Below are 19,058 nucleotides of genomic sequence, written 5' to 3' on the forward strand. Positions count from 1 at the left end.
TACCAACTCGTATGAATAAGGCGTGGACTCGGCAGCGAGCGGAAAGTGACCCGAAAGAGCTGTTCGACGCGTCGAAAGACGGTCCGCAGATCATAGAGGATGTCGATGGTCACTTCGTCCTGACGTTTAGCCCCACGGGGAAGATGCCTGTAAAGGATTGGGCAAAACTCCCAGGTACTCTGGATGACGACGACAAGTTCTAGTCTCTGGCCCCACGACGACTTGCTAGAGTTCCAGCGATGTTTAGCGCGTCTCCCTACGGGTTTCTGCACGGTGGAATTCGAAGGTGATAGGTGGGGTGTAACAGTGCGCCGATCCAACGATCAAAGACGCATCTGGCTCTACGCCGAGCAGCTCTCTGGTAACGACGTCGTTTCGTTCAACTTTTATCTTGCATCAGGGAGGAGTCCCACTCTTAAACCCTGTGAAATGTCTTCTGCGAAAGTGGTGAGTTTTGTGGTGAACCTTTGCCCTCAACCAGACGACGCGGCTTCAAACTAGAAGCGGTGGGGTAGGAAACCTCTTTCAAGCAGTCTGCGTCTCGGCCCGGCGATCACAGGCCGAGTTCTAGCTGTGAGGTTTGTCCGCCCTCGTTGCTGAGTGATGACAGTGTGACGCCGACAAGCCGGATTGGTCTTTTGAATGGAAAGACAGACGCGAGCAAAATTTCAGCGGCATCGATGAGCATCTCGACGCTTGTAATACCTGAGACCAGTGTCTTGCTTCGTGTCGCCTGGGTAAAGTCCGAATATTTGATTTTGACAGTCACCGTTTTTCCGGTGATGTCGTGTGCTTCACAATAACGCCAGACCTTTTCGGCCAAAGACTCTCCTGAAAACTGGAGGGAAGAGGGTCTCAGGTCAGATAGTATCCCCGGCAAGGAAGACGATCTCGTTGCTAATGGTCGGCTCGTAGAAGACGATTTCAGCGGTGAGAGCACCAATGTCGTCGGGTGTGGTCAGCGTGACAGCAGTGTCGTAACTGCCGAGGGCGTTGACTGTGTGCGTCTGCAGATCAACGACGCCGAAATCCGGTTCGAAGAGATAGCTCATGAACATGCCGGTGGAGATGATGACCCACTGAGTCTTGCCATGAGCGAAGAAGTTCACGAACATCAAGTTGAGCGTCGAAGACGTCCTGCGGACCGCCTCGACCAATCGCTTCGAAATCGACCGAACTGCCAGGGGAAATAGCGCGGTATACCGGACTGCAACGCCGCCTTTGCAAGCTTCATCGGTGTATTAATCCCAGCCGCATAGCCAGCGCAGCCGATGACGGTGTCGTACCTCGAGAAAAGAGACGCCAGTTCGTCGATTGAGCACTTCATCAAATCACCTTCGACGATCTCGATGCCAAGGTCTCCGATTTCAGCGATGTCGCCCTGCTTCGCCGGCACATCTGATACAACAGCACTGGCGCGCAGAAAAACGCTGCTCTTCGCGCCCTCGACGTCCTTGGCGCGAAGAGCCAAGTTGCGCAGAACGGGCATGCCGAGTTCCCCGGTCCCGAGGACAAGAATGTTCCGAGACTTCACGGTGGAGGCTGTTGTGTTCATCGATCTGAATCCTTCAAAATCCTGTGTTGCCGCTATTTGGCAAGTCAGGCCGACGAAGAAAGGAAGGTACACGGGTGATACTGCAGTTAGTCGACAATGCTGCAGATGGCGGACCCAGACGTAACAGCCATCGGAAGAAAAATCAGAAACGCATCCGGCGGCCACCGCCTGCGAACGCCTTGATGTGATCGGCGAAGGCGAAGTAGATGTCTTTCTTGAAGTCTACGATCCACGGCAGCATGTCATGCCAGTCCCAATGTCACCATCGCCAGAACAGCATATCGACCGATCTTGGCGATGGACACCAGAAGAATGAACATCGGCAGGGGTTCCTTCAACACGCCTGCCGCGATGGTTATCGGATCACCTATGATGGGAACCCAACTCGCAAGCAGCGACCACTTTCCATAGCGTTGATACCACCGCTGGGCTTTTTCAAGAGTCGCTTCAGACACCGGAAACCAGCGACGGCCACGAAACCGTTCAAGTCCACGGCCCAATGTCCAGTTGATGACCGAACCGAGAATGTTTCCGGCACCTGCGACGGCAATCAGTGCGATCACGGAATACTCGCCCGTTACCAGCAGGACGACCAGCAAGGCTTCGGACTGAGCGGGCAGGATGGTTGCGGCAATCAGAGCCGTAAAGAAAAGACCGATATATACTGTCAATGTCAGTGATGCCTGTCTTTGACGATGCGTCAATGTAGCGATAATTGTCCTTCGGCACCAAAAGAACTAGCGCAGTCGCAAATTTTCTTCTTGCACCTCTAGCAGCTAGAGGTCGTAGAACTCCTCCCAGTGATAGTGAGGATTCCGAGATGAGCGATTCGCTGCAGACGAGATTTCGCGTTGGGGGCATGGACTGCGCGTCCTGCGCATCGAAGATAGATACTGCCGTCAGGCGCATGCCGGGTGTAACAGATGTGTCCGTCTCGGTCACTGCCGGAACGATGACGGTCAAGCACGACGAGACGAGCAATCTTGACGCGATTGCGAAGAAACTGTCCGGGCTCGGATACGATGCGACAGCCATTCAGGCAAAGGCGAAGGCAGGTGCTGCCGAAACCGTCCATATCCACGGCCCAGACTGCTCGCACGACCACGATCATTCAGGTCACGACCATTCCGGCCATTCCCATGATCAAGCTGGACATGAACACGGCCAACAATCCGATCCGGTCCAGCAGCAAGAGGTCGGCACGCCCGGACCACTGCAGGCGCGCTTCCGCGTCGGCGGTATGGACTGTGCCTCGTGCGCCGCAAAGATCGACACTGCAGTCAGGAGGATAGATGATGTCGAGGACGTGTCCGTCTCCGTCACTTCCGGGACGATGACAGTCAAGCATGGTCAGTCCGCAGACTTGAAGGCTATCGAGAAACAGGTCTCCGCTCTCGGCTATTCGATTGTTCCCATCGTTAAGAAGGCAACGTCGTCGAGCCAGAGCGGCTTGCATGAGGGCCACGATCATGGCTCAAAGACCGGGGAGGCCGACATGGAAGGTCTTCACGGCCACGACCATGGTCCGTCTGAAGGTCCATGGTGGAAGAGCAAGAAGGGTCGTCTCACTATAATGGCGGGTGCCGCGCTCGTGCTTGCATACGGTGTCGGCCATCTGTTTCCTTCCATAGAAAGATACGCGTTCATAGTGGCAATGATGGTCGGTCTCGTTCCGATCGCCCGCCGCGCCTTCATGGCGGCACGGGCGGGAACACCATTCTCCATCGAGATGCTGATGACGATCGCCGCCGTAGGCGCGCTGATCATCGACGCCACCGAGGAGGCTGCGGCGGTCGTCTTCCTGTTCCTGATTGGTGAACTCCTCGAAGGCGTGGCCGCAGGCAAGGCGCGCGACAGCATCAAGTCGCTGACGGCGCTGGTGCCCAAGACCGCTCTGCTGGAGGAAAATGGGAAGACCCGCGAGGTTCCTGCCGAGACGCTTGCAGTGGGCTCGATCATCCTCGTCCGACCCGGCGACCGTATATCGGCCGACGGTGTGATCGTTGCAGGCGAGAGCTCGATCGACGAAGCTCCTGTTACGGGTGAAAGCGTTCCGGTTCGCAAGGTCATCGACGACAACGTCTTTGCAGGTACCGTCAATGGTGATGCAGCACTACGCGTCAGAGTGACAGCAGCGGCTGCCGACAACACCATTGCGCGTGTTGTCCGCCTCGTTGAGGAGGCTCAGGAGTCCAAGGCTCCGACAGAACGCTTCATCGATCGGTTTTCCCGCTACTACACGCCGGGTGTGGTTGTCGTTGCTGCTCTTGTCGCGGTCATTCCTCCGCTGCTTGGCGGCGGTGACTGGAGCGAATGGATCTACAAGGGTCTTGCCGTGCTTCTCATTGGCTGCCCATGCGCGCTCGTCATCTCGACACCAGCCGCCATTGCCGCGTCGCTGTCGTCAGGTGCACGCCGCGGTCTGCTTCTCAAGGGCGGTGCTGTTCTGGAGGGGCTTGGCAAACTCACAGCGATAGCTTTCGACAAGACGGGTACACTCACCGAAGGCAAGCCAAAGGTGACGGATATTGTGCCGTTTGGCCGCAAGGTCGATGAAATCCTACGGTATGCTGCCGCACTCGAAATGGGATCAAGCCATCCGCTTGCCTTGGCAATTCTGGACAAGGCAAACGAGGACGGTATCGATGCTCCGGTTGCGACCGATGCAAAGGCGCTCGGCGGCAAGGGTGTGACCGCGTTGATCGACGGGGTGGAGGTGTTCCTGGGCTCGCCCAAGGCCGCTGCGGAACGGGCGACGATCCCGATGGCGCACTCGAAGACGATCACCTCTCTCAACGACGAGGGGAAGACCGTCTCCGTGCTCGTGATCGGTACAGTTCTCGCTGGTGCCATCGCCATGCGCGACGAGCCGAGGGCCGATGCCGTGGCAGGCCTCAAGGCCCTGACAGACGCCGGCATCAAGACCGTGATGCTGACTGGCGACAACAATCGGACGGCGACGGCCATCGGCGCCCAGCTCGGAATCGAGGTTCGTGCTGAGTTGATGCCCGAGGACAAGCAGCGGATCGTCGGCGAGTTGAAGGCGGAAGGGTTCGTGGTCGGAAAAGTCGGCGACGGCATCAATGATGCCCCTGCGTTGGCTGCAGCCGATGTCGGGATTGCAATGGGCGGCGGGACCGATGTGGCCCTGGAGACCGCGGATGCTGCCGTCCTGCATGGCAGGGTCGGAGATGTCGCCCTCATGGTCGATCTCTCGAAGCGCACAATGCGCAACATTTTCCAGAACATCACCCTCGCGCTTGGTCTCAAGGCAGTCTTTCTGGTCACGACTATCATTGGTGTCACCGGGCTGTGGCCAGCAATTCTTGCTGACACTGGTGCGACTGTGCTTGTCACCATGAACGCGCTGCGCCTGCTTCGCCCAATTCGTTGAGGAAGCGCGTTCTCCGCTGGTATGTTGCCGGGATATCTCAAGCATAGCCGACCCCCCTCGGCCATGCTCGGCGTGAGGGGCAATCCGCTCGAACTGGTTCAAGAACGCGGGCAGTCCGCGAGAATGGAGAGGACTTATGAAGCTCAGGATCATTACTTCTGCGGCGATCGCGGCGATCTTCGCCGCGACAGGCGTTCCCGTCTCCTCCGACGCACATGACTTCAAGGCGGGCACCCTCGAACTGAAGCACCCTTGGTCAGCCAAGGCCCCTCCGGTGGCGCCCGTACTTGGGGCATATCTCGTGATCGTCAATACCGGAGCGGAAGCCGATCGGCTTGTTGGCGGCAGCACGCCTGCCGCCGAACGTCTGGAGTTGCACGAGTCGACACTGGTCGACGGGGTCGCGCGCATGCGACCCGCGAAGCAGGGCATCGAGATCCAGGCTGGGAAGACCGTGAGCCTAAGACCGGGCGGCGCGCACATCATGCTCGTGAACCCCAGGCAGCGCCCAGGCGAGGGGGAGAAATTCAAGGCTACTCTGCAGTTCGAGAAGGCCGGTCCCGTCGAGGTCGAGTTCGTGGTTCAGTCAAAGGCGCAGGCCCCGTCGGCTTCCCAAGATCATGGTGCCCACACCAAGCAGTGAATTTGCGCGAGAGCGGAGGTCGAAGGGGTCTGAAGGTGTCTCCCAGGAACAGGTCGGGCGCCTTCGTCACCTTCGAGATGTCTGGAAATTCATTGTGTCGCTAATCGGCGGATACTTGCCAAGGGCACACCTCAAGTCAAAAGCATAGCTGGAGTTTCATGATTTTCTTGGCGTGACGGGGCAAACTGGCGTTTACTCGAAAGCGGAGATGAGACAGTTCCCGCCCGTCACAGAACCAACCATGCATGATGGTCCCGTAGCCCGTCAGTAGTTGATCAGCATTTGAGGGCTGGTTTCACCTCCGAACCGGGGCTTCACATCAAGCAAGGCGGCTGTTCTCTCGATGATCTCTTTGGTCATCGGCGCTGCGGTGGAAGCCGCAGTCCTTCCTCCGTTCACACCTGTTTTCGGCGCATCGATGATTGTCAGCACGACATATCGCGGCTTGTCCATCGGAAAGCCAGCGACAAATGCGTTGAAGTTGATGTCGCTGGCATACCTGCCATTTATGACCTTGTCAGCAGTCCCGGTCTTGCCACCCACATGGAAACCTTCGACCTGAGCGCCTCGGCCAGAACCCTTGAGGCCGTTCCAGTTGTAGAGGAACCGCATGTCCGCACTGGTCTTCTCTTTGATGACGGCGCGGGAAACCAGTGCTGCATCGTCTTTCGAACGTGGAAGGAAGGTGGGGTTCATGAGGTTACCGCCGTTGATCAGAGCTGCGGCAGCGACGGCGGTCTGGAGCGGGGTGGTGGCTACGCCGTGGCCGAACGAGATCGTGACGGAATTGATCTTCTTCCACGTCCGGGGTTGGGTAGGGGTCGCTACGCCGGGCATCTCCGTTTCCATCTTGGAAAGCAGCCCCAGTCTCGTCAGGAACTCCTGATGCCCCTCTATCCCGACCCTGTCGGCAACAGCCGCAGTTCCGATGTTCGATGAATACTGAAACACCTCCGGGATCGATAGCGGTCGGTTCTTTCCCTTGAAGTCCTTGATCGTGAATCCGCCCATACGGATGGGGCGGGACGCATCCATGACGGAATTCAAGGTGATCTTCTCGGCGTCCAGACCCATGGCAAGCGTAAAGCTTTTAAACGTTGAGCCCATCTCGAATGTGGCGTTGCTGATCCGATTGAACCAGCCTTTTTCGTATTCCTTGTCGACCGAGCCATCGGGGAGGGTGCGCGACGGCTGGTTCGGATCGTAGTCGGGCACCGAGGCCATGGCGATGACCTCTCCAGTTTCCACGTCGAGGATGACGGCACCTGCCGCTTCTGCCTGATAGTTCGTCATCGCGCGCGCCGCGATTTCGCGAACGATATGCTGGACGCGGACGTCGATCGAAAGCCTCACAGGCTCGAGCCTGGTATCGTTCGTCAGGCCCGTCGCTCGAAGGTCGGCATAACCTTGCTGATCGATGTACCTCTCCATACCCGCAAGACCGAGGTTGTCGACATTGACATGGCCGACAATATGGGAGGCGGTGGCAGCACCCGGATAGAAGCGTCGCTTCTCCGGACGGAAACCTATGCCGGGAATCCCAAGCGCAAGAATATCAGACTGCTGCCGGGGCGTGAGCTGGCGGCGCAACCACTGAAAGCCGGAACCGGATCGGAGCTTCCTGTGCGTGTCGCTCCAGTCAAGGTTTGGCAGCACGGTTGCAAGTTTCTCCACAACCTCGTCAGCGTCGACAATACGTCGCGGTTCCGCATAGAGCGACACGGTGTTGATATCGGTCGCTAGAAGCTCGCCATTACGATCGAGAATGTCCGGGCGCGTTGCGACGGCATTGGCGCTAGGATGAATGGATCCCGTCACCACCGGGTCGTTCAGGCCATACTGGACGAGACGTGCGCCAACGACAATGTACATCACCGCAAAGCCTGCAATCAGGAAGGTCAGCCTTTGTCGACTATCACGCTTGCGGCGTTCGGATGTGCCGACAAAGGCTTTAGTAACAGGCTTGACTCTAGATTCCACACTGAAATGGGCGCGGCGGTTAAGCCGTACGATAAAGCCTATCATATCTAACCGTCATCTCCGAAAGCATTGACCATGAGCAGCCCAGACCGTCCGCCGATGTGTAGTTTGCACCTGGCGGGTCTGAAACCAATCGAGGATTTGGCACGACACCAACCGCAATGAAGTTTGCATTAATATACACTTAAAATTGCATAAAACTGATTAACGTTTCGTTATCCTCGCCCGTCGTGGATGTTGATACGCAGCCCGTCGCGGAGCGGGAGAGGCTGACAAACGCAACACGATGTTTTCTGAAGGACTTCCAAATCCGGTCTTCGATCTGACCGGGGAAGTGGATCATCATCAGCGAATTCAGGAAAATACCAGCGCTGAACGCACCAAAGGATATCGTCTTGCCAACGCCGTCGATTAATGCGAATGATTTGCAATTGCAATATAGCAAGGGCTATTAAGGCGAGGCGGGGCTATGGACAAACCGATCAAAGGCTGGCGGCGGACCGTGGGTGAGGCATCTCTATCGGATGTTCACCGTTCCATCGGAGTTGCTGCGGGATCAGGCACCTTCCGCAGGGCAATGGCCTTTTTCGGCCCCGGCTATCTTGTTGCAGTCGGATACATGGATCCGGGCAACTGGGCCACGTCGCTGGCTGGCGGATCGAGGTTCGGATACGCACTGCTCACTGTGGCGCTTGTCTCGAACATCATGGCGATCGTTCTGCAGTCGCTTTGCGCGCGGCTTGCCATCGGTTCCGGGCGGGATCTGGCGCAGGCGTGCCGGGACGCTTTCCCAAAGCCAGTGGCCATGGTTCTATGGCTGCTCGCCGAGATCGCCATCATCGCGACAGACATCGCCGAGGTGATCGGCACCGCGATCGGCCTCAACCTCATCTTCGGCATCCCGCTGGAACTCGGGGTCATCATCACCGCACTGGACGTTTTCCTGATCCTGTACCTACAGAAGCTCGGCTTCCGTTGGGTCGAGGCGCTCGTCATAACGCTGCTCGGCGTGATCGCTGTCTGCTTCACGATCCAGATCGTGCTTGCCGATCCGGACTGGGGCCAGGTCATTCTCGGCTTTGCGCCCACCACCGAGATCGTCACCAACCCGGACATGCTCTATCTTGCGCTTGGCATCCTCGGCGCGACGGTCATGCCGCATAATCTCTATCTCCATTCCGGAATCGTGCAGACCCGCAACTACGGCCACTCGCTTCCCGAGAAGCGCGAAGCCCTGAAGTTCGCGACGATCGACTCCACTGTCGCGCTGATGTTCGCTTTGCTCGTCAACGCTTCCATCCTCATCCTTGCCGCGGCGACTTTCCACAAGACCGGACAGACGTCCGTTGCGGAACTGGGCGAAGCCCATAATCTGCTTGCCCCACTGCTGGGCCTTGCCATAGCTCCGACGCTGTTCGGGATCGCGCTTTTGTGCTGCGGCATCAATTCGACCGTGACCGCGACCCTTGCTGGCCAGATCGTCATGGAAGGGTTCCTCAAGATACAGCTAGCGCCGTGGCTTCGCCGCCTGATCACGCGGGGGATAGCCATCATTCCCGCCGCGGGTGTCACCATCGCATTCGGAGACAGCGGCACCGGGCAGCTACTGATCCTCACCCAGGTCGTCCTCAGTCTCCAGCTTTCCTTCGCAGTATTTCCGCTCGTGATGTTCACTTCTGATCGCGCGAAGATGGGGGAACTCAAGGCACCGCTTTGGCTCACGTCGTTTGCCTGGCTTATCGCCGTGGTGATCGCCTTGCTGAACATCAAGCTCCTGTTCGATTTCGTCAGCTCCTAGCGTTCCAGTCCACCTGCAACGACAAAAGAATGGTTGTAGAAACTGAACCAGGAAGGCGGAATATGCGTTCGTGGATCAGTGATTTCAATCGGAGGATAGATATGCTCGACGAACGCGCCCGCATCATCGAGGAGCTCGGAGTGTCCCGCGACTTCGATGCCGCGACCGAAGCCGCTCGCCGCTGGGAGTTTCTCGCAGACTACCTTGAGGCGTCCTCGATGCGGGCGCTCGTTCTCGGGATCAGCGGAGGCGTGGATTCGCTCACGGCAGGAATGCTCGCGCAGCGCGCGGTGCAGCGGTTGCGGGACGGCGGATACAAGGCCGAGTTCATCGCGGTCCGGCTTCCATATGGCGAGCAGGCCGACGAAGCCGACGCGCTGAAGTCGCTTGATGTCATCCGCCCCGACCGTACGGTCACGATCGATATCAAGCCCGCCGCCGACGCCATGATGGCCGAGGTGCGGCGCGATGCCGACGATCTCGTCTCAGGTGAACGCCTTCATTTCCATCTTGGAAACATCAAGGCCCGCCAACGGATGATTGCGCAATATGCCTTGGCAGGCGGCGCCCGCGGCCTTGTCATCGGAACCGACCATGCAGCCGAGGCCCTGATGGGCTTCTTCACGAAATTCGGCGATGGCGCCGCCGACATCCTGCCGCTTTCGGGTCTCAACAAACGCCGGGTAAGGGCGATCGCGCAGCATCTCGGCGCTCCGGAGGATCTGGTTTTCAAGGTGCCGACAGCCGACCTCGAATCCGACGCACCGCTCAAGCCCGACGAGGATGTCTATGGTGTCACCTATGCGGAGATCGATGATTTTCTCGAAGGCAGGGAGATCGGCGACAACTCGCTGAAACGCATTCTTACGGCGTATAGATCCACTGCCCACAAGCGTTCCCTACCTGCGGATCCGATAGGGTGAGGCACCTTTGAGATCGAAACGGCACGCGAGGCGGCAATGGCAAGCATCCCTTCGGAGAAAATACCTGACTCGACGCTAGCGCTTATCCGCGATCCCTATCGATTCATTTCCGATGGGTGTGGGCGCCACCAATCAGACCTGTTCGAGACACGGCTTCTGCTGCAGAGGACGATCTGCATGACAGGTCCGGAAGCGGCCAGGCTTTTCTACGATCCCGACCTCTTTATACGCCAGGGCGCAATGCCCAAAGCGATCCAGAAGACGCTGCTCGGGGAGGGTGGCGTTCAGGGCCTCGACGGCAGACCGCACCGACACCGCAAGCACTTGTTCATGTCGCTGATGAGCCCCGACCAAATCCGGGAACTGTCTCGTCTTACGGCGGCGGAATGGCAGATGCGGATGGGGACATGGACATCGAGAGCCGACGTCACGCTCTATACGGAATTCCAGTATCTCCTGACACGCGCGAGCCTGGCCTGGGTCGGAGTCCCTCTGCCTGAAGCGGACGCCCAAAGACGAACACGGAATATCGTGGCCCTCTTCGACCATGCGGGATCGGTGGGTGTCCGGCATCTGTGGTCGCGGTGGTCACGCAGACGTGCCGATCGCTGGCTTGCGAACCTGGTGGAGGAAGTCCGTTCCGGGCGGCTCCAATTGTCGAAGCATTCCGCTGCCCATGCCATTGCATGGCACCGCGATCCGGATGGGGAGCTGCTCCCACCTCGCATCGCCGCCGTCGAGTTGCTCAACGTCATCCGCCCGATCGTGGCGGTCTCGGTCTACATGGTATTCGTGGCGCACGCACTGCACATGCATCCGCATGTCCGGGACAAACTCCGCTCAGGCGATGATGACTACACCCACCTGTTCGTCCAGGAAGTGCGCCGATACTATCCGTTCTTCCCCGCTGTCGCTGCACGCACGCGACAAGCCTTCGAGTGGAACGGATACCGTTTTCCAAAGGACCACCGTGTACTGCTGGATCTGTTCGGCACCAATCATGACAGACGAACCTGGGAGAGGCCGGAGAAATTCGAACCTGATCGGTTTCGCCGATGGGACGGTGGCGAGTTTAACTTCATTCCGCAGGGCGGGGGAGACCACCCGATCCACCATCGCTGTCCCGGTGAGTGGATCACCATCGAACTCATGAAGCAGGCAACGGCGATGCTGACCCGCCAGATGGCGTATGACGTGCCGCAACAGGATTTGCGGATCGAGTGGTCGCGGATGCCTGCACTGCCACGAAGCCGCTTCGTGGTCAGCAATGTCATCCTCCGTGAGCAACCATGAACGACGCGCGTTCGCGTTGTACTCCAGCTCGAACGGAGCGGCAGTGGAGCCCGTGTTGCGACATGCATCAACGGGATTGAGCTACCGAGGTCGCGAACCCTCTGCTGCCGCTTCCTTGGGCTGCAGGCCAGACGCAGCCAGCAGAATGGCCGCACCGATTGTGATCCAGACATCTGCGAGATTGAACACGAAGGGTTCCCACTCACCGATCCGCAAGCTCAGGAAGTCGGTGACCGATCCGCGCGCGGTCCGGTCGAGAAGATTTCCCAGCGCCCCTGCAAGGATGAACGACAGCCCGACCCTTTGCCATCCCCGGGAACGGTGAAGCCAGATCGCCATCACTGCCGCGATGACACCTGTCACGGCAATGAGCAGGTATCTGCCGATATCGCTGTCGGACGAGAGCAGGCTGAACGAAACACCTGTGTTAAAGGTGAGCCGCAGAGGTATCAGCGGCAAAAACTCGATCGGAGGACCGTAGGCTACCAGGCTGGCGCGTGCCCAGGCCTTGGAGCCGATGTCGAGCGCGGCACCACATGACACCAGGAAGATCGACGCGAATGCCGCCTTCAAGCCTTCGCCTCCGAGAGATCCTGCCGCGCATCCCGGATGATCGCCCAGGCCGACTGGAGAAACAGGCCCGCGACCGCGAAAGCGACAACGAGATCCGGCCACTGCGAACCGGTCCACCACACAAGCCCGGCCGCTATTATCACCGCCAGGTTTCCGACAGCATCGTTGCGTGAGAAGAGCCAGACCGCCCGCATGTTGGCGTCGCCCTTTCGGTGAGGGATGAGCACCACGGCTGAAAGGACGTTGACGACGAAGGCGATGGTTGCGAATCCAGCCATTGTCAGAGATTCTGGCTGATGCTCGACGAATACCCTGTATATCGTCGAAGCCACCACCCCGAGGCCGAGCACGCCAAGGAACAGTCCCTGCAGAAGCGCAGCCTTCGCGCGGGCGGCAAGACCCCATCCCACAGCCATCAATCCCAGAAATGAGATCAATCCGTCGCCGAGGAAGTCGAGAGAATCTGCTTGCAGGGCCTGCGAACCCGCAATGAAGCTACCAGCTATCTCGACGACCCCGTAGCTGACGTTCAAAAGCACGACGATCCAAAGCGCGCGCTTGTAGGCAGGCGTCACGTGGGACAGGTCTGGAATATGATCGTCGTCATCGTCCGCCACCTCCTCACTCGCTGAACCAATCCGGACGAGGTGGTATCCAAGCCCGGTTACGACATCCTCCATGACGGCCAGCCGGGTCGCGGGTTCGTCCACCTTGAGCGTCATGACCTGCGACGCGATGGACACTTTCACATCCTCCACGCCATCGATCTTCCTGACCGCCCCCTCGATCTTCGCGGCGCAGGAGGAACAGTCCATTCCGCCCACGCGATAGCGCACTGTTTCAGCAGACGTCATTCCGAAAGCCTCGATTTCGACATTCGTGAATGCTACAACCTGTAGCGACTACAGGAGCAAGTGGAAAATGCAGATCGGTGACCTCTCCGTGAGAAGCGGCGTGAAGATCGAAACCATCCGCTATTATGAACGCGTTGGACTTCTGCCTCGGCCTGACAGGCTCGCCAGCGGACGTCGCGTCTATGCAGAGGAGGACGTCCGGCGGCTTGGTTTCGTCCGCCACGCGCGGGACATGGGGTTCGACCTCTCTTCAGTGCGCGTTCTTCTTTCTCTCAAGGAGAAGCCGGATGAATCCTGCAGCGAGGCGATCCGCATCGCCCAGGCGCAGCTCGACGGGGTCGAGGAGCGGATGGCGCGACTGGCGGATCTCAGGACAGATCTGAAGCGGATGATCGCGGAGTGCGATGGAAGGCAGGTCGCCGACTGCCGGATAATCGGCACTATCGCGGGATAGCTGGATTTGCGCGCCGGCCGTCCGGGGCAATCAGATGTTTAGTCGTGATCCGTCGCGCACATGTCATGGTTCGCCAGCGCCCGGATCACGTAGCAGTCGCGCACCTGGTTCGACTGGCAATGGGTGGAGATACGCTCAAGTTCGGCTTCGAGCTTCTTCAACCGCTCGATCTTCTGGCGGACTGTCACGAGTTGTTCCGCGGCAATCCTGTCAGCCTCCTCGCATGGCTTCTCGGGATGCTGGCTGAGATCGATCAGCTCTCGGATCGCTTCGATCGTCAGGCCGAGATCGCGGGCATGCCGGATGAAGGAAAGCCGCTCCTGTTCGGGCCTGGAATAGCGACGCTGGTTGCCCTCGGATCGCTCCGGCGGCGACAAAAGCCCCATCTGCTCGTAGTACCGGATGGTCGGCACTTTCACGCCGGTTGTCTTCGACAGGTCTCCGATAGTCAGCATGGAACTCGTTCCTTCAGGCGGCGTGGGCGACATGCGCCGACGCGGCAAAATCCGCCCCGTCCCGCCGACTGAATCCATCAGGAACAGAACGCGACCTGGCAACTGTGACGCAGATGTGAGGATTTCTGACGACAAATCAAGTGACTTCTCAGTGCCCGGTGCAGCGGTGCCGCTCGCGGTATGCGACTAGAGGCGTGATGGCGGCTCATAGTCAAGCTTCCGCATGCGCCAGTCCCTCAGCCACAGGAAGGATTCAATTCCGATGCCGACACCCAGGGCAACGGACGCGACCGCGCCTACGGAGGCCTCAAGCAGATTGTGCCCGCCCACCCAGCAGACGAACGCGAACGCGAGCTTCATCAGGCCGAAGCCAGCCGCTGAGAACAAGGTGATCCAGCAGGCAGCGCGGGCGAAGTTCGTAACCGGGGATCTCATCAGGCGCAAACTACGGCTCTGAGAGCCGAATCGCAAGTCAAGTTGTCGTGCAGGGTTCCACCATGCTCTACGATGCATATTCTGAAACAAATCTCTTGCACCTGAAGTAACTAGAGGTCCTATGATGCCGCCGAATCGCTCACGAGTATGTGGTTTCCCGCATTTTCACCTGATCGTATAAGCCGAGTTAACGGGGAAGTAAGTCCTTCCCTAGACTTGTTGGACGCAACCCGATGGACCAGGACAGCAGAAACGCCGCATGACTTCGACATCAACCATGAGCTGGTCACCTAAAAAGGGTCGCATCAGCACGTTTCTCGGCCGCTTGGCCGCAGTCGCCCTACTTGGAGCGGCCTTGACGGGTTGCGTTGCCGCCGACATGGCACTTGACGACCTCCCCAGGGAAGCGCCCCAGATTCCGGCGAAGCTCGTTGCTGAGATGTCGAAAAAGGGAATGAAACCCGAAAGCCCTGTGCTCGTCAGGATATTCAAGCAGGAGAGTGAGCTTGAGATCTGGAAGATCAACGGGACCGGTCGTTATGCTTTGCTCAAGACCTACCCGATGTGCAGATGGTCCGGAAAGCTGGGACCAAAGACAGCCAACGGAGACCGTCAGGCACCGGAGGGGTTCTATCATGTGTCCAGAGGGATGCTGAACCCGAAATCCCAGTACTATGTGTCATTCAACCTCGGCTACCCGAACAGGCTGGAATCCGCACTCGGCTACACGGGAGAAGCGCTCATGGTCCATGGTGCCTGCTCTTCCTCCGGATGCTATGCGTTGACTGATCAGGGCGTCGGCGAGATCTACGCAGTCGTCTCCAAGGCCCTCTCGTCCGGACAGGATCGCTTCCAGGTCCAGGCCTATCCTTATCGCATGACTGCTGAAAACATGGCGCTGCACAAGGATGACGAGAACCTGCCGTTCTGGCGGACACTCAAGGAAGGCTACGATGCCTTCGAACTGACGAAGCAGCAGCCCAAGGTTTCAGTGTGCGGCCGCCGCTACATGTTCAATACCGAGTTTGTCGGGGGCGAACCGCGTGATCCTCTGGCCGCGTGCCCGGCTGTTTCGGCCCCACAGGATCCGCAGCTCGTAGCACGGATTGCAGCAGAGAAGATGAAAGTGGAAGCCGCAATGGCGGAGCGAGGATCTGCGGTATCGGCGTATGTCGACGGCGGAATGCATCCCAGCTTCCGCGCGCTTCTCAAGAAGGACGGCGCCGAGAAGCTTGCGGCCCGCATATCGGGGATAAACTATCCGGTCAGCAGGCCGGACGCAGCGCTGGCCGATCCCTTCAAGGAAATGCGGAAGCGTTCCAAGTCAGCGATGGCGACAGAGACGGGTGGAGATTGAACGTGGCCAAGCCTGATGAGCGGATGCGCAGGGTGAAACGCAACAACTGGATCATGCTCGCGATCCTTACGACATTCGTGGTGGCTGTTTTCTCCTACAGCTTCCTCCACATAGGTCGGGAGGCGAGGCCGGAGGGCACAGGCGCTTCAACCCCCGCTCGGCCGTGATCGGGTCGATGGATAGCAGCAAGGGGCTGCGAGCCGACATTCTGATCATCGGGGCAGGGCAGGCCGGGCTTGCCGCCGCCAGTGCTCTGAAGACGGCAGGGCTGAGCTTCCTGATTGTCGATGCTGGACAAGCGATCGGCGATAGCTGGAGGAACCGATATGACACCCTCACGCTCTTTACGCCGCGCCGCATCAGCGGTCTCCCTGGCATCCCCTTGATCGGTGATCCCGATGGCTATGCCGCCAAGGATGAATTCTCGGACTATCTTGAGCGGTACGCCGCGAGCAACGGCTACCCGACTATCAGGTCGACGAAGGTCGTCAGGCTCGAAAAGGTGGATGGGATATTCCTCGCTTATCTGGAGGGCGGCGGCCGCTTGATCAGTCAGGTGGTGATCGTCGCCACGGGTGCGTTTTCCACGCCCCGAACACCCGAAATCTCCTGTTCGCTCCCATCCGACATTCAACAGATGCACGTCGCGGATTTCCGCAATGCGGGCTCGATCACGAGTGGCCCCGTTCTGGTCGTTGGAGACGGCGCAAGCGGAAGGGACGTGGCGATGGAACTGGCGGCTTCGCATCGGACACTACTGGCACGCGGAAGAAAGCGGAAGCTGCTACCGGAGAAAGTTCTCGGGCGCAGTATATGGTGGTGGCTTGAGCGGCTCGGTTTTCTGCGGGCATCTGCGTACGGGCCGATCGGAAGACGGATGAGAAAAGCAGATCCATTTCCCACGCGCGGCAACGATGATGTTTCTCTCATCCGTAGCGGTGTGAGCCTCAAGTCCAGGCTCGTCGCCCTCGACGGTAGGCGGGCTAAATTCGAGGATGGGACGAGCGAGGACTTCGGTTCGATCATATGGGCGACAGGATATGCCGAAGACTTTCGCTGGATCGATATCGAAGGGGCGGTCGGCAGCCGACATGAAGCAATCAATCGCGAAGGCATTTCCCCCGTCGCGGGCCTGTACTACGTCGGGCGACCATGGCAGCGAAACCGTGCTTCCGGTCTTATCGCCGGTGTCGCAGATGATGCGGCATTCGTTGTCGACCATCTTCGCCGATTGCGTGCCCGCATGACGTAGAAAGGGCTAGGATTCGTCGACCACGTGGCCGATGACCTTCACGGCCGCTTCGCGACCATCCTCGACGGTCTCTATCTCCAGGGTGCAGTGACCGATCCCGTGCTTGTCCAAGAGCATCTTGCGCACGGCGCGCTTGACCCCGGCGATTTCTTCGAGAGACAGATCTTTGATTACGAGATGGGCTTCGAGAGCATTGTGTCCTTCGTCGACAGGCCAGATGTGGACGTGGTGCACGTCATTCACCCCGTCGACGGAGCGCATGTCCGCGACGACCTTCTTCACATCGACCCCCTCTGGTGTCGCCATCATCAGGAGGCGTATCGATCCACCGATCTCTGTGAAAGCCTGCCATAGAATGTAGCCTGCGATCATGAGGGTGATCGCCGGGTCGATCCAGGTCCAGCCATAGATGATAACGAGTGTGCCAGCGATGATGACACCCACGGATCCGAGCGCGTCCGAGACATTGTGCAGGAACGCTGCGCGGATGTTCATGCTGGTCTTCGAAAGGGCGTAGGTAAGCATGGCCGTGACCACGTCGATCACGAGTGCGATGCTCGCGATGATGACGACAGTCCATCCCTCGATCGGTTCCGGTGTAATGAACCGCAAGACGGCCTCGTAGACGAGATAGATGCCGATGACGATGAGCGTGGTGTAGTTGATCAGCGCCGCTACGATCTCTGCCCGGACGTAGCCGAACGTCATCGTGTCATCGGCAGGACGGCGTGCGATCCTGCGCGCGCCATAGGCGATCACGAGGGACGCAGCGTCGCTGAAATTGTGGATTGCATCCGCTATCAAAGACAGACTGCCGGAGACGATGCCTCCGGCTATCTGGGCAAACGTGAGAAGCACGTTCACGAGGATCGCCCACCAGATGCGCTTGTCGCCAGCGTCGGCTCCGTGATCGTGGTGATGTCCGCTCATGCGCTCAGGCTCCCATATCTCAAGTCAGGATTCAGGAACCTGTCTTGCTCGCATCGATTTCGGCCTTGACGAGGTTCAGGAGACCCTGGGGGCTGAATTCGGTAAGAGGCTTCCCGTTTACGAAGAATGTCGGTGTCTGTTTGACGTTGTTGGCTTTAACATCGGCCATGTCCTGAGCGAGAACTTTATCGACCGACGTCGATGCCGCGTCCTTGCGTCCCTGTTCGATATCCAGCCCTGCCGATGCAGCGATCTGCCACGCCTTCTCCAGATCCGGCTTTCCGTGATCAGCCCAGACAGGCTGCTGATCCAGTATTGCCTCGAGAACGGGCTGGAAGCGGTTCTGCTTGCGGGCGGCTTCGAGTATCCGCACGGCATCGTCGGATCCCTCATGGAACGCAGTGTAGCGCAACACGAGGCGGACGTCGGATCCCGTCTGCGCCATCATCTGCTTGACGATCGGATAGAAGGCCCGGCATGCCTCGCAGGACGGATCGAAGAACTCGACGATGGTGACGGGAGCGGACACCGGTCCCATGACAGGCGAATGCATCCTGACCAGGGTGTCGTTCCCCGACACGGCGACTGGTGCAGGTGCAGGAGTCGGCTCGGTGGAGTTGCCGCTATAGAGAGCAGCGCCTCCGGCGAATATGACGATAGCGGCCGAGGCCGATGCGAGGACGAGGGTGCGTCTGTTCATGCTGATGTTCTCCGGCGCACGATAAGAAGTAGGATGATGATTGCGGTGAATGCTGCAAGCGAGAGAAGGGGTATGGGAAGCGCCCCGAACAGGATCATCCCGTCGCCCGAGCAGGAGGGGCCCTGACCGCATGGTTTGATGGCGGTCGGGATGACCTTGAAATAGAGGAGATTGTGGAACGCAGCGATAAGCCATCCGATGGCGGCCAGCGGCGCTGCATAGAACCACGCCCGGCCATCCGACCGGAACGCTGCCACAGCCAGCAGGACAGCCAACGGAAACATGAAGGCGCGCTGGTGCCAGCAGAGGTCGCAAGGGGCCTGGCCCATGACTTCCCCGATGAACAGCGCACCCAAAGTCGAAGTCAGAGCGATCATCCAAGCCCCGAAGGTCGGTAGCCACGCCCTGTCTTCCGATTGCACTGTCGCCTCACGCATTCTCTGCCCTCAATGGATTCGCTCC

21 protein-coding genes and 1 pseudogene are annotated in these 19,058 nt (G+C 58.9%); 10 read left to right on the forward strand and 12 right to left on the reverse strand.

The window, feature by feature from the left end; translation table 11 throughout:
• Positions 1–11 precede the first annotated feature (11 nt).
• Positions 12–203 (forward strand): hypothetical protein, encoded by a 192-nt coding sequence (locus GGQ73_RS17405; RefSeq protein ID WP_113169845.1) that lies wholly within the window; start codon positions 12–14, stop codon positions 201–203.
• A 350-nt stretch (positions 204–553) separates the two neighbouring features.
• Here GGQ73_RS17405 and GGQ73_RS17410 read toward each other — a convergent pair.
• The 4 genes and pseudogenes from GGQ73_RS17410 to GGQ73_RS17420 form a co-directional block, all read right to left on the reverse strand.
• Positions 554–823 (reverse strand): annotated as a pseudogene (locus GGQ73_RS17410) (DinB/UmuC family translesion DNA polymerase); the annotation flags it as partial.
• Positions 824–860: 37 nt separating this feature from the next.
• The gene (locus GGQ73_RS23040; RefSeq protein ID WP_234911004.1) at positions 861–1,118 is read right to left on the reverse strand and encodes a Rossmann-fold NAD(P)-binding domain-containing protein; all 258 of its coding nucleotides are present in this window, start codon (positions 1,116–1,118) and stop codon (positions 861–863) included.
• Positions 1,115–1,555 carry an NmrA family NAD(P)-binding protein gene (locus tag GGQ73_RS23045; RefSeq protein WP_234911005.1) on the reverse strand — a complete coding sequence of 147 codons (441 nt, stop codon included), beginning with the start codon at positions 1,553–1,555 and terminating at the stop codon, positions 1,115–1,117. Before GGQ73_RS23045 ends, GGQ73_RS23040 begins: the two co-directional genes overlap by 4 nt.
• Before the next feature lie 242 nt (positions 1,556–1,797).
• Positions 1,798–2,232: a YqaA family protein gene (locus tag GGQ73_RS17420; RefSeq protein ID WP_113169962.1), complete on the reverse strand. Its 435-nt coding sequence runs from the start codon at positions 2,230–2,232 to the stop codon at positions 1,798–1,800.
• Between the two features lie 143 nt (positions 2,233–2,375).
• On the opposite strand from GGQ73_RS17420, the gene GGQ73_RS17425 reads away from it, so the two are divergent.
• Both GGQ73_RS17425 and GGQ73_RS17430 read left to right on the forward strand, forming a co-directional pair.
• A complete protein-coding gene (locus GGQ73_RS17425) occupies positions 2,376–4,949 on the forward strand; it encodes a heavy metal translocating P-type ATPase (RefSeq protein WP_183897234.1) in 2,574 nt (857 codons plus the stop codon).
• A 136-nt stretch (positions 4,950–5,085) separates the two neighbouring features.
• Positions 5,086–5,592, forward strand: a complete 507-nt coding sequence (locus GGQ73_RS17430) for a copper chaperone PCu(A)C (RefSeq protein ID WP_183897235.1) — start codon at positions 5,086–5,088, stop codon at positions 5,590–5,592.
• A gap of 264 nt (positions 5,593–5,856) precedes the next feature.
• Here the strand turns inward: GGQ73_RS17430 and GGQ73_RS17435 are convergent, their stop codons facing one another.
• Positions 5,857–7,617 carry a peptidoglycan D,D-transpeptidase FtsI family protein gene (locus GGQ73_RS17435; protein WP_183897236.1) on the reverse strand — a complete coding sequence of 587 codons (1,761 nt, stop codon included), beginning with the start codon at positions 7,615–7,617 and terminating at the stop codon, positions 5,857–5,859.
• Positions 7,618–8,041: 424 nt separating this feature from the next.
• On the opposite strand from GGQ73_RS17435, the gene GGQ73_RS17440 reads away from it, so the two are divergent.
• The 3 genes from GGQ73_RS17440 to GGQ73_RS17450 all read left to right on the forward strand — a co-directional run bounded on the left by GGQ73_RS17440 (position 8,042) and on the right by GGQ73_RS17450 (position 11,586).
• Entirely contained in the window at positions 8,042–9,370 is a 1,329-nt protein-coding gene (locus GGQ73_RS17440; protein WP_183897237.1) for an Nramp family divalent metal transporter, read from the forward strand.
• A 101-nt stretch (positions 9,371–9,471) separates the two neighbouring features.
• Positions 9,472–10,293, forward strand: coding sequence for an ammonia-dependent NAD(+) synthetase (nadE, locus tag GGQ73_RS17445; protein WP_183897238.1), 822 nt, complete (start codon positions 9,472–9,474; stop codon positions 10,291–10,293).
• Between the two features lie 36 nt (positions 10,294–10,329).
• Complete coding sequence (locus GGQ73_RS17450) at positions 10,330–11,586, forward strand: cytochrome P450 (RefSeq protein WP_183897239.1); 1,257 nt, start codon at positions 10,330–10,332, stop codon at positions 11,584–11,586.
• A gap of 81 nt (positions 11,587–11,667) precedes the next feature.
• On the opposite strand, the gene lspA is transcribed toward GGQ73_RS17450, so the two are convergent.
• Together lspA and GGQ73_RS17460 are read right to left on the reverse strand one after the other, a co-directional pair.
• On the reverse strand, positions 11,668–12,159 hold the full coding sequence (lspA, locus tag GGQ73_RS17455) for a signal peptidase II (RefSeq protein ID WP_183897240.1): 492 nt from the start codon (positions 12,157–12,159) through the stop codon (positions 11,668–11,670).
• On the reverse strand, positions 12,156–13,013 hold the full coding sequence (locus GGQ73_RS17460; protein ID WP_234911007.1) for a cation diffusion facilitator family transporter: 858 nt from the start codon (positions 13,011–13,013) through the stop codon (positions 12,156–12,158). The genes lspA and GGQ73_RS17460 overlap by 4 nt, the downstream gene beginning before the upstream one ends.
• Before the next feature lie 67 nt (positions 13,014–13,080).
• Here GGQ73_RS17460 and GGQ73_RS17465 point away from each other — a divergent pair, with 67 nt between their 5' ends.
• On the forward strand, positions 13,081–13,467 hold the full coding sequence (locus tag GGQ73_RS17465) for a MerR family transcriptional regulator (RefSeq protein WP_046801827.1): 387 nt from the start codon (positions 13,081–13,083) through the stop codon (positions 13,465–13,467).
• 38 nt (positions 13,468–13,505) lie between these two features.
• Here the strand turns inward: GGQ73_RS17465 and GGQ73_RS17470 are convergent, their stop codons facing one another.
• A complete protein-coding gene (locus tag GGQ73_RS17470; RefSeq protein ID WP_046801826.1) occupies positions 13,506–13,922 on the reverse strand; it encodes a MerR family transcriptional regulator in 417 nt (138 codons plus the stop codon).
• 186 nt (positions 13,923–14,108) lie between these two features.
• Positions 14,109–14,357 carry a hypothetical protein gene (locus tag GGQ73_RS17475; RefSeq protein WP_113169833.1) on the reverse strand — a complete coding sequence of 83 codons (249 nt, stop codon included), beginning with the start codon at positions 14,355–14,357 and terminating at the stop codon, positions 14,109–14,111.
• A 277-nt stretch (positions 14,358–14,634) separates the two neighbouring features.
• Here GGQ73_RS17475 and GGQ73_RS17480 point away from each other — a divergent pair, with 277 nt between their 5' ends.
• From GGQ73_RS17480 to GGQ73_RS17490, 3 genes are read left to right on the forward strand one after another with little or no spacing between them, the layout of a single operon-like run.
• Positions 14,635–15,714: a L,D-transpeptidase family protein gene (locus tag GGQ73_RS17480; protein WP_183897271.1), complete on the forward strand. Its 1,080-nt coding sequence runs from the start codon at positions 14,635–14,637 to the stop codon at positions 15,712–15,714.
• Positions 15,715–15,716: 2 nt separating this feature from the next.
• Positions 15,717–15,881 (forward strand): hypothetical protein, encoded by a 165-nt coding sequence (locus GGQ73_RS17485; RefSeq protein ID WP_183897241.1) that lies wholly within the window; start codon positions 15,717–15,719, stop codon positions 15,879–15,881.
• An 8-nt stretch (positions 15,882–15,889) separates the two neighbouring features.
• Positions 15,890–16,966 carry a flavin-containing monooxygenase gene (locus GGQ73_RS17490; protein ID WP_183897242.1) on the forward strand — a complete coding sequence of 359 codons (1,077 nt, stop codon included), beginning with the start codon at positions 15,890–15,892 and terminating at the stop codon, positions 16,964–16,966.
• Positions 16,967–16,972: 6 nt separating this feature from the next.
• On the opposite strand, the gene GGQ73_RS17495 is transcribed toward GGQ73_RS17490, so the two are convergent.
• The 3 genes from GGQ73_RS17495 to GGQ73_RS17505 are packed head-to-tail and all read right to left on the reverse strand — an operon-like array spanning position 16,973 to position 19,033.
• Complete coding sequence (locus tag GGQ73_RS17495) at positions 16,973–17,896, reverse strand: cation diffusion facilitator family transporter (RefSeq protein ID WP_183897243.1); 924 nt, start codon at positions 17,894–17,896, stop codon at positions 16,973–16,975.
• Positions 17,897–17,927: 31 nt separating this feature from the next.
• The gene (locus GGQ73_RS17500) at positions 17,928–18,596 is read right to left on the reverse strand and encodes a DsbA family protein (protein ID WP_183897244.1); all 669 of its coding nucleotides are present in this window, start codon (positions 18,594–18,596) and stop codon (positions 17,928–17,930) included.
• Entirely contained in the window at positions 18,593–19,033 is a 441-nt protein-coding gene (locus tag GGQ73_RS17505) for a disulfide bond formation protein B (RefSeq protein ID WP_183897245.1), read from the reverse strand. The genes GGQ73_RS17500 and GGQ73_RS17505 overlap by 4 nt, the downstream gene beginning before the upstream one ends.
• Positions 19,034–19,058: the final 25 nt, after the last annotated feature.

Origin of the sequence: Rhizobium skierniewicense (genome assembly GCF_014196515.1) — a bacterium.
Taxonomy (GTDB): Bacteria; Pseudomonadota; Alphaproteobacteria; order Rhizobiales; family Rhizobiaceae; genus Agrobacterium; species Agrobacterium skierniewicense.